This is a genomic window from Streptomyces sp. NBC_00443, from assembly GCF_036014175.1.
Classification (GTDB): Bacteria; Actinomycetota; Actinomycetes; order Streptomycetales; family Streptomycetaceae; genus Streptomyces.
Map to the genome: position 1 here is coordinate 3,141,347 of NZ_CP107917.1, position 13,856 is coordinate 3,155,202.

Genomic DNA, 13,856 nt, shown 5'->3' on the forward strand with positions numbered 1-13,856 from the left:
GTGCGATCGGTCACTCCGGCTACTGACGATGCGTCACTCGATGACGTGCCGTCCCTCGGGCCGCGCACTGCACGACGCCCGGAACGCGCAGTGGGTGCAGTGCTGACCCGCTGTGGGTGTGAACCGCTCGTCCAGGACCTTGCCGGCCGCCGTGGCCAGCAGGTCGCCGACCCACTCCCCCTCGGCGCCCTCCAGGGGCTCCTGCCCCTGGACCTTGGGAAGCGTCTCGCCGCCGTCACGCTTGGCGGCGCCCTGGCGCAGCTGGACGAGTTCGGCGCCGCCCGGCTCGGGGCGTACGCCGTCGAAGGCCTCGTCGACGGCGCCCTCGTTGACGGCGAGCTGATAGACGGCCAGCTGCGGGTGGCGGGCCACCTCGGCCGCGCTGGGGGCCTGCTTGCCGGTCTTGAAGTCGACCACGTAGGCACGCCCTTCGCCGTCGGCCTCGACGCGGTCCATCTGGCCACGGATACGCACCTCGAAGTCGCCCGCGCCCAGGGTGACGTCGAAGTCGTGCTCGCTCGCCACCGGAGTTCGCCCCGCGCGGTCCATCACGTGCCATTTGAGGAAGCGTTCGAGCGCCACGCGCGCGTTGTCCTTCTCCTGCGCCGACTTCCAGGGCGCGTCGAAGGCGAGGGCGTTCCACACGGAGTCGAGGCGCTCCATGAGGACGGCGAGGTCGGCCGGGGTGTGTCCGGAGGCGACCTCGTCGGCGAGGACATGCACCACGTTGCCGAAGCCCTGGGCGACCGTCGCGGGCGCGTCGGCCTTCACCTCGCGGCCCAGGAACCACTGCAGGGCGCAGGTGTTGGCGAGCTGGTCGAGGGCGCTTCCGGAGAGCACGACGGGCTGGTCGCGGTTGCGCAGCGGCACCTTGGACTCGGTCGGCTCGAACATGCCCCACCAGCGGTAGGGGTGCGCGGCGGGGACCAGCGGGCGGCCGTCTTCGTCGGCGAGCGCGGCGAGCCGGGCCAGACGGCGGGCGGCGGCCTCCCTGAGAGTGTCCGACGCGCGCGGGTCGACCGTCGTCGCCCGGAGTTCGGCCACGAGCGCGGCGACGGACAGCGGGCGGCGTGGGCGGCCGGTCACGTCCCTCGGTTCCACGCCGAGTTCGGTCAGGAATCGGGAGGGCTGGTCGCCGTCGTCCGCGGGGGCCTTCACCGCGGTGACGACGAGGCGTTCACGCGCGCGTGTGGCGGCGACGTAGAACAGGCGGCGCTCCTCCGCCAACAGCGCGCCCGGGGTGAGGGGTTCGGCGAGGCCGTCGCGGCCGATGCGGTCGGCCTCCAGGAGGGAGCCTCGACGGCGCAGGTCCGGCCACAGGCCCTCCTGGACGCCCGCGACGACGACCAGACGCCACTCGAGGCCCTTGGAGCGGTGCGCGGTCATCAGGCGCACCGCGTCGGGGCGCACGGCACGCCGTGTGAGGGTGTCGGCGGCGATGTCCTCGGCCTCGATCTCCTCCAGGAAGTTCAGGGCGCCCCGGCCGCCGGTGCGCTCCTCCGCGCGGGTCGCCGTCGCGAACAGTGCGCATACGGCGTCGAGGTCACGGTCGGCGTTGCGGCCGGCCGCGCCACCGCGGCGGGCGGTCCGCTCCAGGCGCGTGGGCCACGGTGTGCCCTCCCACAGGTCCCACAGCGCCTCCTCGGCCGTACCGCCGTCCGCGAGGCGCTCACGGGCCTTGCGTAGCAGCGCGCCGAGGCGCTGGGCGCCACGCGCGTACGCGGGGTCGTGCACGGCCAGACGCTCCGGCTCGGCGAGCGCCCGCGCGAGCAGGTGGTCCGAGGGCGGCGGCAGGGGTTTCCCGCGGCCCGCTCCTCGTCGCGCAGGGCCCGCCCGAGGCGGCGCAGGTCGGCGGCGTCCATGCCCGCGAGGGGCGAGGCGAGCAGGGTCAGCGCGGTCTCGGTGTCGAGCCACGAGGTGGCGGGCTCGTCCGTCGAGTCGTCGCTGCCGGGGTCGCCGTCCTGCGGCCGTGTGTCGTCCCCCTCGGGTTCGCGCCGTACGCCCTCGTCGGCCGCCTCTCGCGCCACCGTCGCCTCGGCCGTGGCCACCGCCCGCAGTGCCGTCAGGAGTGGCGCCACCGCCGGCTCATGCCTCAGCGGCAGGTCGTCGCCGTCGATGTCGAGGGGTACTCCGGCCGCCGTGAGCGCCCGGCGCACGGTCGGGATCGTGCGCGCCCCGGCACGCACCAGTACAGCCATCTCGCCCCACGGAACGCCGTCCTCCAGATGTGCCCTGCGCAGGATGTCGGCGACGTTGTCCAGCTCGGTGCCGGGCGTCGGATACGTGAAGACCTCCACGCGGCCGCCCTCGTGGACCGGCGACAGCGCGCGGTGGGCGCGCACCTTCTCCGCCGGCAGGCGGGTGAGCGGCATGCGCTGGGTCAGCAGCCGGGTCGCGGCCAGCAGGGCGGCGCCGGAGCGGCGGGAGGTGCGCAGAACCTCCACGCGCGCGGGGCGGCCGTCCGCGCGAGGGAAGGCGTGCGGGAACTCCAGGATGCCGTTCACGTCGGCGCCCCGGAAGGTGTAGATCGACTGGTCGGGGTCGCCGAAGGCCACGAGGGTCCGCCCGCCACCGGCGAGGGCGTGCAGCAGCCGTACCTGGGCCGGATCGGTGTCCTGGTACTCGTCGACGTACACGGCGTCGTACTGCGCGGCGAGCCGCTCTGCGGCCTCGGGACGGCGGGCGAGGAGCACCGCGCGGTGGACGAGTTCGGCGTAGTCGAGCGCGCCCTGCATGTCGAGCACATCGAGGTACTCGGCGAGGAAGGACGCCGCGGCACGCCAGTCGGGGCGGCCGATGCGGTGGGCGAAGGCGTCCAGGGCGTCCGGGCCGAGGCCCAGTTCGCGGCTGCGGGCGAGGACCGCGCGGACCTCGTCGGCGAAGCCACGGGTGGTCAGGCAGGCGCGCAGCTCGTCCGGCCAGCGCACATGTGCGAGGCCGAGCCGCTCCAGGTCCGGCTGACCCGCGAGCAGCTCCCGCACCGCCACGTCCTGCTCCGGGCCGGACAGCAGCCGCAGCGGCTCCACGAACAGATCGCTGTCCTGGTGGGCGCGGACCAGTGCGTAGCAGAACGAGTGGAACGTGGTCGCCTGGGGCGAACGCGCCGCCCCCATGCGCAGCGCCATGCGGTCGCGCAGCTCCACGGCGGCCTTGCGGCTGAAAGTCAGCACCAGGATGCGCTCGGGGTCCGAGCCGCAGGCGATGCGCTCCGCCACCGACTCGACGAGCGTGGTGGTCTTGCCGGTGCCCGGACCTGCGAGAACGAGAAGCGGACCGCCGGCATGGTCAACCACGGCGCGCTGTGCGGCGTCAAGACGAGGGGGAGCCACTCGGACCGGCGGGGTTCGGACCAGCCGGTAAGCGCCACGGGCCCCCGGTCGCACCGGGGGGTGCGACAGGCGCCTGGTGGAGAAAGAGGAGCTCACGTGGTTCGCCGGTCCTGGTGGGTGTGCTGGTGGGTCGCCCCTCGCGCGTGGAGGGCGGTGGCTGCGAGGTGAGGGCGACACGTGCAGCCGACGCTACGCCGCGGGGTGGTGCGGAAGCAGGGCTTCCGGTTCATCCCTCCGGGCACTCGTGGCACGTGCGTCCCTCGACTCACGAACGTACGTCATGCCACGGACGTGCCCCCTTCCCCCCGTACGGATCACAGGTCACACAGCGGGCCGTCCGATGGCGGAAGCTGTCAGGTGTGACCCTGTGCGCGTTCGCCGCCGTCCCAGCGCGCCCGTCTCATGTCGAGGCGCGGCAGGTGGCCCTCGGCAGCCCTGCTCGCCTCCTTCAGCGGTGTGCTTTCCGCGCGGTAGTGCTCCAGCGCCCGCAGTTCGTGGCCGGGCAGCAGGGCCCCGTCCGCGCGGACCACCCGCCACCACGGAACGGCGCCCCCGTAGAGGGCCATCACCCGGCCGACCTGGCGGGGACCGCCCTGCTCCAGCCACTCCGCGACGTCCCCGTACGTCATCACGCGTCCCGGCGGAATCAGGTCGGCGACCTCGAGGACACGCTCGGCGTACTCCGGCAGCGCGTCCGCGTGCTCCGGGTGGGCCCGGTCGTACTCCGGGCGGGTGTCGTCCGGAAGGCTCTCCTCGCTCATCCGGCCCATCCTGCCGCACCCCACCGACAATGTGACGCGCTCGCCACTGTGCGTATGCCTCGCCCGGAGGCGAAGCTTCGGGCAGACTGTGCGCCCCCGCATTTGCACCCTGATGCCCCCGTGTGTCGGTGGGGCATGCCACCATCGTGCGGGCGGTGACTGGTGATACGAGACCAAGAAGAGACGATGAAGCAGCAGGGTGCGCACCCGGAGGACGCGGAAGGCACCTCTGACGCTTCGTCGCGCCCGGACACCGCGAACGCCGGCAAGAAGGACTCCGGCAACAGCGACGGCGGCAAGAAGGACGAGCCCGGCAAGGGCGCCGGCACGAGCGACGCCGGCCGCAAGGCCGTCGAGGGCAAGGCCGGGTACGACCTCGAAGAGGTGCACGCCGACGAGGTCGAGGGCGACGAACCGCTGCTCCCCGCGCGCGTGCACCGTCCCTCCGACCTCATGCGGCTCCTCGTGGGTGTGCTGGGCATCGCCCTGCTGCTCGCGATCGCCGCGTTCGCGCACGGCACCACCTCGGGTCTAGAGCAGGACATCAACAAGGGCACCGGGCAGGCGCCCGACCTGTTCAGCAAGATCGCCGGACTCGTGTCCAGCATCGCGATCCTCCTGGTGCCCGTCGCCTTCGCGATCGAGCGTCTGATCAAGCGGGACGGGCTGCGGATCGCCGACGGCGTCCTCGCCGCCGTCCTCGCTCACGGCGTGACGCTCGCCACCGACCTGTGGGTCGCGCGGGCCGCCCCGGACTCCATCCGGGACGCGCTCACCCAGCCCTCCCCCGGCGATGTCGGCTCCCTCACCGACCCGGTACACGGCTACCTCGCCCCGGTCATCGCGTACATGACGGCCGTGGGCATGTCCCGCAGACCCCGCTGGCGTGCGGTCCTGTGGGCGGTCCTGGTCCTGTACGCCTTCTCCATGCTGGTCACCGGCTACACCACGCCGTTCTCGATCCTCCTGACCTTGCTGATCGGCTGGACCGTCGCCTACGGCACGCTGTACGCGGTCGGCTCGCCCAACGTCCGGCCCACGGGGCGGACCCTGATGGCGGGCCTCAGGCACGTCGGCTTCCGCCCGGTGAGCGCGGCCCGCGAGGAGGTGTCCGAGGAGTCCGGCGACCGCGGCCGGCGCTACTTCGTCACCCTCGAGGAGGGCCCCCCGCTCGATGTCACGGTGGTCGACCGAGAACAGCAGGCCCAGGGCTTCTTCTACCGCGCCTGGCGCAATCTGACGCTGCGCGGCTTCGCCACCCGCAGCAGCCTCCAGTCGCTGCGCCAGGCCCTTGAGCAGGAGGCGCTGCTCGCCTACGCGGCGATCGCGGCCGGCGCCAACGCGCCCAAGCTCATCGCCACCTCCGAGCTCGGCCCGGACGCCGTGATGCTGGTCTACGAGCACACCGGCGGGCACACCCTCGACTCGTTGCCGGACGAGGAGATCACGGACGACCTGCTGCGCGACACCTGGCTCCAGGTGAAGGCGCTGCAGTCCCGTCGCATCGCCCACCGCAGGCTGGTGGGTGACGCGATTCTGGTGGATCGTTCCGGCAAGGTGATCATCACCGACCTGCGGATCGGCGAGATCGCGGCGAACAATCTGTTGCTGCGCATGGACATCTCCCAGCTGCTGGTGACGCTCGGCCTGCGCGTGGGCGCGGAGCGCGCGGTGGCCTCGGCGGTGGGCGTGCTCGGTCCGGACGCCGTGGCCGACTGTCTGCCGATGCTGCAGCCCATCGCGTTGAGCCGCTCCACGCGCGCGACGCTGCGCAGGCTGGCCCGTGAGAGGGCCGAGCGTGAGCGTGAGGCGGTGCTGGAGGCGTCGCGGCACGCCAAGCACGCGCGAAGCGAGGAGGCCGCGGACGATGCCGGGCCGGTACTCGACAAGCCGGACAATGAGCTCGACAAGAAGCTCGACAAGACGGAAAAGCCGGACAAGAAGACCGTACGGGCGCAGGCGCGGGCCGAGAAGCGGGCCATCGACGAGGCACTGGACGAGGCGCGCGAGGAGGATCTGCTCACGCAGATCCGCCACGAGGTGCTGCTCATCAGGCCGCAGGCACCCGTCGAACCGGCCCGGCTGGAGCGGGTGCGGCCGCGCACCCTGATCAGCTTCATCGCCGGCGCCATCGGCGCGTACTTCCTGCTGACGCAGCTCACGCACATCGAGTTCGGTCCGCTCATCGCCAACGCCCAGTGGGGCTGGGTGGCCGCGGCCGTACTGTTCTCGGCAGCCAGCTACTTCGCGGCGGCGATGGCGCTGCTGGGGTTCGTGCCCGAGCGGGTGCCGTTCCGGCGGACCGTGTCGGCGCAGGTCGCCGGGTCCTTCGTGAAGATCGTCGCGCCGGCCGCGGTCGGTGGCGTCGCCCTCAACACGCGGTTCCTGCAGCGCGCGGGCGTGCGGCCGGGCCTCGCGGTGGCGAGCGTCGGCGCGTCGCAGTTGTTCGGGCTCGGCTGCCACATCCTGATGCTGCTGTCCTTCGGCTATCTGACCGGCACCGAGAAGACGCCGTCGCTGTCGCCGTCCCGGACCGTCATCGCGGGTCTGCTGACGGTGGCGGTACTGGTGCTCGTGGTGACATCGGTGCCGTTCCTGCGGAAATTCGTCGTCACGCGCGTGAGGTCGCTGTTCGCGGGTGTCGTGCCGCGCATGCTCGACGTGCTGCAGCGGCCGCAGAAACTGGTCACCGGCATCGGCGGCATGCTGCTGTTGACCGCCTGCTTCGTGATGTGCCTGGACGCGTCGATCAGGGCGTTCGGCAGCGAGGGGACCTCGATCAGCCTCGCCAGCGTGGCCGTCGTCTTCCTCGCGGGCAACGCCCTCGGCTCCGCGGCACCGACCCCGGGCGGCGTCGGTGCCGTGGAGGCCACCCTGACGGTCGGTCTCATCGCCGTGGGCCTGCCGAGCGAGGTCGCCGCACCGTCGGTGCTGCTGTTCCGGCTGCTGACACTGTGGCTGCCGGTGCTGCCGGGCTGGCTGGCCTTCAACCACCTGACCCGCAAGGGCGCGCTGTAACACGAGTGGACTTGTCCTACGAGGACCAGGGCGTCGTACGTTGTAAGGGCCCGTAAGCGGGTGAGGCGCAGCCGTACCTCGTACGGCCCGCGCCCCGAGCGCCCCACCATGTACGACCGCAGGATGGGACCATGCCGAACCCTCCCAGGAAGCGCGCCGCTGCCCTGACCGCCGCCGCCCTGCTGCTGTCCTCCTTGCTGGCCGGCTGCAGCGACAACGACTCCGGGGACGAGGACCTCACGGCCCAGGAGCTGAGTTGGAAGGACTGCCCGGCCCCCTCCCAGGCGCAGGGCGGCGTGGGCAGCCCGTCACCTCTGCCGGACGGCGACTCATGGCAGTGCGCCACCATGAAGGCGCCCCGTGACTGGGACGACCCCAAGGGCGACACGATCGACATCGAGCTGATCCGGGCACAGTCCAGTGGCGACCCGAACCGGCGCATCGGCTCGCTGATCTTCAACTTCGGCGGGCCCGGCGCCTCGGGCGTCACCACGCTGCCCGCCTTCGGCGACGGGTACGAGAAGCTGCGCACCCGCTACGACCTGGTGAGCTTCGACCCGCGCGGGGTCGGCCGCAGCGCGCCCGTACTGTGCGAGAACGACCAGCAGCTCGACGCCTACTTCCAGCAGGACACGACGCCGGACGACGACGCCGAGCGGACCGAACTGGTCGACAGCACCAAGGATTTCAACGACGCCTGCGAGGAGAACTCCGACGGGATGCTGCCGCATGTGCGCACCACCGACGCGGCCCGCGACATGGACCTGATGCGCCAGGTGCTCGGCGACGACAAACTGCACTACTTCGGCATCTCGTACGGCACCGAACTCGGCGGTGTCTACGCCCACTTGTTCCCCAAGAACGTGGGCCGCGCGGTCTTCGACGCAGTGGTCGACCCGACGCAGAACTCCGAGCAGGGCTCACTCGGGCAGGTCAAGGGCTTTCAGCTCGCGCTCGACAACTTCGCGGAGGACTGCACCTCGAAGACCGAGGACTGCCCGATCGGCGACACCGCACAGGACGTCAAGAACCGCATGGCGAAGCTTCTGAAGGACCTCGACAGCAAGCCGATCCAGGGCGTCTTCCCGCGCGAACTGACCCAGAGCGCCGCGACCAACGGCATCGCGCAGGCGCTGTACTCGCAGGACCTCTGGCAGTACCTCACCGAGGGGCTGGAACAGGCGTACGACGGTGACGGCAGGATTCTGATGCTGCTGTCCGACTCGCTGAACGGGCGCAGCGAGAACGGCGAGTACAGCAACATCACCGCCGCCAACATCTCGATCAACTGCGCCGACGACAAGCCTCGGTACACACAGGCAGACGTGGAGCGGAAACTGCCCGAGTTCCGGGCCGCCTCGCCCTTGTTCGGTGACGCCTTCGCCTGGTCCATGCTCAGCTGCACCGACTGGGCCGTGCCGGGCGCCGCCGACCATCCCGACGTGAGCGCGCCCGGCTCCGCACCGATCCTCGTCGTGGGCAACACGGGCGACCCGGCCACGCCGTACGAAGGCGCGCGGCGGATGGTGGAGGCGCTGGGCGAAGGGGTGGGCGTCGAGCTGACGTACAAGGGCCAGGGGCATGGGGCGTACAACAGCAAGAGCAAGTGCGTGCAGAACTCGGTGAACGGATATCTGCTGGACGGGAAGGTGCCGGCGGCCGGGACCGTCTGCACCTGAGACCGCACTGGGAGCCCGGAAAAACAGCAGGTCAGAGAGTTATCCACAGGCCCCGACGGCGTTTTCGTGATCCGCCTACTATGGCCTGACCGCCATCCGCGGCACGGTGCGGACGGCCCGCGAGGGGGGAAGTGGCATGGCGCGTTTCGTACGGTGGACGGCTCTGGCGGCCGCCGCCGCGCTGTTGGCGACGGGGTGCAGCGGCGGCTCGTCCTCGGACGGCGGGGAGGCCGGCGGGGAGACGAGTGGCGCGAGTTCACCAGGCACCTCCACCGGCTCGGCGACCACACTGCCGGCCTCACTGACCTCGCAGAAGCTCGAGTGGGGGCAGTGCAAGGCCGCCGGGGACTCCCCCGCGCCGGGCGACGAGTGGCAGTGCGCGACGCTCAAGGCACCGTTGGACTGGGCGAAACCGGAGGGCAGGACGATCGACCTCGCCCTGATCCGCGCCGAGGCGGGCGGCGGCGACCGCATCGGCTCGCTCCTGTTCAACTTCGGCGGCCCTGGCAGTTCAGGAGTGTCCACACTGCCGTGGTATGCCTCCAACGCGTCCGAACTGGGCGAGCGGTACGACCTGGTGAGCTGGGATCCGCGCGGGGTTGGCGCCAGCGAGGGCGTCCGCTGCCGCAGCGACAAGGAGATCCAGGCCGCCGAGTCGGTGGACATCACGCCGGACACCCAGGCCGAGGAGACGGCGTACTTCCGGGAGGCCGCCGCCTTCGGCAAGGGCTGCCAGAAGTCCACGGGGAAGCTGATGGCACATGTGTCGACCACCGACACCGCCCGCGACATGGACCTGATGCGCCAGGTCCTCGGCGATCCGAAGATGCACTACTTCGGGATCTCCTACGGCACCGAACTCGGCGGTGTCTACGCCCACTTGTTCCCGAAGAACGTGGGGCGGCTGATCCTGGACGCGGTCGCCGACCCGAGCGCCGACGCGTCGGGGCACGTCGAGAACCAGGCCAGGGGCTTCCAGCGCGCGCTGAACAACTACCTCAAGTCCACCGGCCAGGGTGCCGAGGAGGGCACGCAGGAGATCGTGGACCTGCTGAAGCGGATCGATGAGAGCCCGCTCCCGACCGGATCCGAGCGAAAGCTCACGGAAGCACTCGCGCTCACCGGTCTCCTCAGGCCGCTGTACAGCGAGGCGAGTTGGCCGACCCTGACCAGTGCGCTCGATGCGGCCGAGCAGGGAGACGGCTCGGAACTTCTGGCGCTCGCCGACGAGTACAACGACCGCGACCCGTCGGGGCACTACGTCACGGGGACCCACTCGCAACGGGTCATATCGTGCCTGGACGACAAGCAGCGCCCCACCGCCGAGGAGGCGAGGAAGCTGCTGCCACGATTCGAGAAGGTCTCCCCCGTGTTCGGACCCATGCTGGGCTGGGACACGGCGGGCTGGTGTCACGACTGGCCGGTGGCCGGACAGTACGAAACCCCCGAGGTGAGCGCGCCAGGTGCGGCACCGATCCTGCTGGTCGGCAACACCGGCGATCCGGCGACGCCCTACGAGGGCACCCGGAAAATGGCCGACGAACTCGGCAAGGGCGTCGGTGTGACGCTCACGTGGAAGGGCGAGGGCCACGCCGCCTATGGGAAGGGGAGCGACTGCGTCGACTCGGCGATCAACGCGTACCTGCTTCAGCGGACGGTGCCCAAGGACGGCAAGGTCTGCTCATGACGATGGCGGGGGCTTCGCACACCTGTGGTGCGCGAAGCCCCCGCCACCGGAGCCGCTCCCGCCCTGAGGGCGAAGCCGTTTGCTCAGTAGACCGGCTTGTCCGGTTCGATCTGGTTGACCCAGCCGATCACGCCGCCGCCGACATGCACGGCGTCGGAGAAGCCCGCAGACTTCAGGACCGCGAGGACTTCCGCACTGCGGACACCCGTCTTGCAGTGCAAGACGATCTTCTTGTCCTGCGGGAGGGTCTCCAGGGCGGTGCCCATGAGGAACTCGTTCTTCGGGATCAGCGTGGCGCCGGGGATCGAGACGATCTCGTACTCGTTGATCTCGCGGACGTCGATGATCTCGATGTTCTCGCCGTCGTCGATCCACTCCTTGAGCTGTTTGGGAGTGATCGTGGAGCCGGCCGCCGCCTCCTGGGCCTCCTCGGACACGACGCCGCAGAAGGCCTCGTAGTCGATGAGCTCGGTGACGGTCGGGTTCTCGCCGCAGACCGCGCAGTCGGGGTCCTTGCGGACCTTGACCTGGCGGTACTGCATCTCCAGGGCGTCGTAGATCATCAGGCGGCCGACCAGCGGCTCACCGATGCCCGCGAGCAGCTTGATGGCCTCGTTGACCTGGATGGAGCCGATGGACGCGCACAGGACGCCCAGCACGCCGCCCTCGGCGCAGGAGGGGACCATGCCCGGCGGCGGGGGCTCGGGGTACAGGCAGCGGTAGCAGGGTCCGTGCTCGGACCAGAAGACGGAGGCCTGGCCGTCGAAGCGGTAGATCGAGCCCCACACGTACGGCTTGTTCAGCAGCACGCAGGCGTCGTTGACCAGGTAGCGGGTCGCGAAGTTGTCCGTGCCGTCGACGATCAGGTCGTACTGGCTGAAGATGTCCATCACGTTGTCGGCCTCGAGCCGCTCCTCGTGAAGGATCACGTTCACGTACGGGTTGATGCCCTTGACGCTGTCACGCGCGGACTCGGCCTTGGAACGGCCGATGTCGGCCTGGCTGTGGATGATCTGGCGCTGCAGGTTCGACTCGTCGACCTCGTCGAACTCCACGATGCCGAGCGTGCCGACGCCCGCGGCGGCCAGGTACATCAGCGCCGGCGAGCCCAGGCCGCCGGCGCCCACACACAGCACCTTGGCGTTCTTCAGCCGCTTCTGCCCGTCCATCCCGACATCCGGGATGATCAGGTGGCGGGAGTACCTGCGAACCTCGTCTACGGTGAGCTCGGCGGCCGGCTCGACCAGGGGTGGCAGCGACACGGGGACTCCGTTGGTCGGTCTATCACTACGGTTGTTCTCCCCGTAACAGTGCCATGGCCTTTTTCATTCCGAGACACCTGTTCCGATCCGCGAGACGATTTCGTCCCAGTAGCCGGGCATGGTCTCCCAGGGGTCGGTGCGCCCGCCGCGATCCGTGCGGTCGGTGAACCAGATGGTCGCGGCGCCCTGCCAGCGGGCGATGCGCAGTGCCTCGTCGAGGTGCCCGAGGGGCACTCCGTGGACGAAGTGGCAGAAGCGGTCGGGCGGATAGTCGGCCGTCCACTCGGCAACCTGCGACCAGCGGTAGTCGCTCCACGAACCGCGGAAGGTGACCAGTTGGTCGGCCCACTCGGCGTAGCCCGGGTGCGGGTGGGTGCCGTGGCCGAGGACGATGTGGGCCTCGTCACGCAGGGCGCGGAGCGTGCTGACCGTGCGGCGGACCTCGGGCAGGGCGGCCCGTTCGGTCGGGCAGCGGTCGAGGAAGAAGCCGTCGACGAGGTACCAGTCGAGGTAGCGGTGTGCCTCGGAGATCAGCTCGTCGAAGGGGCGGGCGCCGTGGGGCGTGCCGCGGTGGCCGCTGTCGAAGCGGGCCGTGCTGCGGTGGGTCGTGCCGAGGTGCACCCTGTCGAGGTGAGCCCGGTCGAGGCGGGTCATGCCGATGTGGGCTGTGTCGAGGCGGGCCGCGTCGAGGTGGCCGAGGACGCGGACTCCGGCGTTGCGGAGCCTGCCGGCGGCCTCCAGGCAGTGAGGGTCGGGGCGAGCGCCGGGACCGTCGGCGACGTTGAGGACGACCCAGTCCAGGGGGGTGCCGGGGCGGGTGAGTTCGCCCCACTCGGTCGAGGCGAGCAGGGGGTGCGCAAAGCCCGGGATGCCAAGGCCGGTGCGGAAGTCGGTGCTCGCTGTGGTCGGAGTGGCGCCGGTCAGATACGGCATGCCGCCTCCATCCAGATATCGCCCAGGGACTCTTCGAGGTTGATCCGAGGGCGCCAGCCGAGGCGGTCGCGGGCGGTGCGTACGTCGGCCTGCTGCCAGCTGCCGCAGCCGTCCGGGTACGGGTACGCGGCCGGGGAGACCTGCCCCGATTGGGCGGCGTGTGCCGCATGGGCCACATGGGTCGCGTGGGCGGTGTGTGTGGCGTGGGACAAGTGGTCCGAGTCGGGGCGTGGGTGGCCGATGGATGCCCGCAACGGGCCGGGCGGGCCGTCGAGTTCGTGGAGCGCGCCGCCGTAGCCGGCCACGCGGGCGAGCACGGCTGCGGCGTCGCGGAGGCGGACGGCGCGGCCCGAGCCGATGTTGATGACGCCCTGCGCGGCGGACAGCGAGGCGGCGTGGACTGCGCGGGCCACGTCGCGGACGTCGATGAAGTCGCGTTGGGCGCCGAGGCCGGTGAGTTTGAGCTCGCCGTCGCCCGACTGCATGGCGCGGCGCATGGCCTCGGCGAGGCGGCCGAGGGGTGAGCCGGCGGGGGTGCCCGGGCCTGCGGGCGAGAAGACCCGGAGGACCACGGCGTCCAGGCCGGAGCCCAGGACCAGTTCGGTGGCGGCGAGTTTGCTGACGCCGTACGGGCCACCGGGGCGGGGGACGGCGTCCTCGGCCGTGGAGGAGCCGGGCTGGCTCGGGCCGTACTCGGCGCCGCAGCCGATCTGGACGAGGCGGGCGCCGCAGCCGCTGCGGCGCAGGGCCTCGCAGACGGTGGCGACGGCGACGGTGTTGTGGCGGGTGAGATCGCGAGCGCCGCCTCTGGTGGCGCCCGCGCAGTTGATGACCACGCCGGGGTGGACCGCGTCGAGGAAGCGGGTGAGGGCACCGGGGCTGCCTGATGCGAGGTCGAAGCGGACGTCGGCGTCGTCGCCGCGGCCCAGCGCGGTGAGTTGGACGGCGGGGTCGGCGAGAAGGCGGTCGGCCACGAAGCGGCCGAGGTAGCCGTTGGCTCCGATCAGCAGGACTCTCATCGGGCGGCTCCCGGGGCCGAGGGGTGGTCGGGTCGGGAGGTGATCATTTGGGGTTCTCCTTCGGAGGCGGATTTCAGGCAGAGGGGCTTTCGGGCGGGAGGGGGCTGCGGGTCAGGGCAGGGGGCGTTCGGCGAGGCTGTGAGGGCGTGTGCCTTCGGCGGCCTGCGG

General features: G+C 71.2%; 7 protein-coding genes and 1 pseudogene. 3 read left to right on the forward strand and 5 right to left on the reverse strand.

The features are described from left to right. Positions 1-33: 33 nt before the first annotated feature. Positions 34-3,293: pseudogene (locus OHO27_RS13815) on the reverse strand (ATP-dependent helicase). A gap of 389 nt (positions 3,294-3,682) precedes the next feature. Next, positions 3,683-4,090, reverse strand: coding sequence for an MGMT family protein (locus OHO27_RS13820; protein ID WP_328423693.1), 408 nt, complete (start codon positions 4,088-4,090; stop codon positions 3,683-3,685). 186 nt (positions 4,091-4,276) lie between these two features. Here OHO27_RS13820 and OHO27_RS13825 point away from each other — a divergent pair, with 186 nt between their 5' ends. The 3 genes from OHO27_RS13825 (at position 4,277) to OHO27_RS13835 (ending at position 10,474) form a co-directional block, all read left to right on the forward strand. Beyond that, entirely contained in the window at positions 4,277-7,108 is a 2,832-nt protein-coding gene (locus tag OHO27_RS13825; protein WP_328423694.1) for a lysylphosphatidylglycerol synthase transmembrane domain-containing protein, read from the forward strand. Positions 7,109-7,239: 131 nt separating this feature from the next. Then, positions 7,240-8,787, forward strand: coding sequence for an alpha/beta hydrolase (locus tag OHO27_RS13830; protein ID WP_328423695.1), 1,548 nt, complete (start codon positions 7,240-7,242; stop codon positions 8,785-8,787). A 136-nt stretch (positions 8,788-8,923) separates the two neighbouring features. Next, on the forward strand, positions 8,924-10,474 hold the full coding sequence (locus OHO27_RS13835; protein WP_328423696.1) for an alpha/beta hydrolase: 1,551 nt from the start codon (positions 8,924-8,926) through the stop codon (positions 10,472-10,474). Between the two features lie 83 nt (positions 10,475-10,557). Here the strand turns inward: OHO27_RS13835 and moeZ are convergent, their stop codons facing one another. From moeZ to OHO27_RS13850, 3 genes are all read right to left on the reverse strand, one after another. Beyond that, on the reverse strand, positions 10,558-11,736 hold the full coding sequence (gene moeZ, locus OHO27_RS13840) for an adenylyltransferase/sulfurtransferase MoeZ (RefSeq protein WP_328423697.1): 1,179 nt from the start codon (positions 11,734-11,736) through the stop codon (positions 10,558-10,560). Positions 11,737-11,799: 63 nt separating this feature from the next. Beyond that, a complete protein-coding gene (locus OHO27_RS13845; protein WP_328423698.1) occupies positions 11,800-12,669 on the reverse strand; it encodes a spherulation-specific family 4 protein in 870 nt (289 codons plus the stop codon). Beyond that, positions 12,657-13,688, reverse strand: a complete 1,032-nt coding sequence (locus OHO27_RS13850) for an NAD-dependent epimerase/dehydratase family protein (protein WP_328423699.1) — start codon at positions 13,686-13,688, stop codon at positions 12,657-12,659. Before OHO27_RS13850 ends, OHO27_RS13845 begins: the two co-directional genes overlap by 13 nt. Positions 13,689-13,856 lie beyond the last annotated feature (168 nt).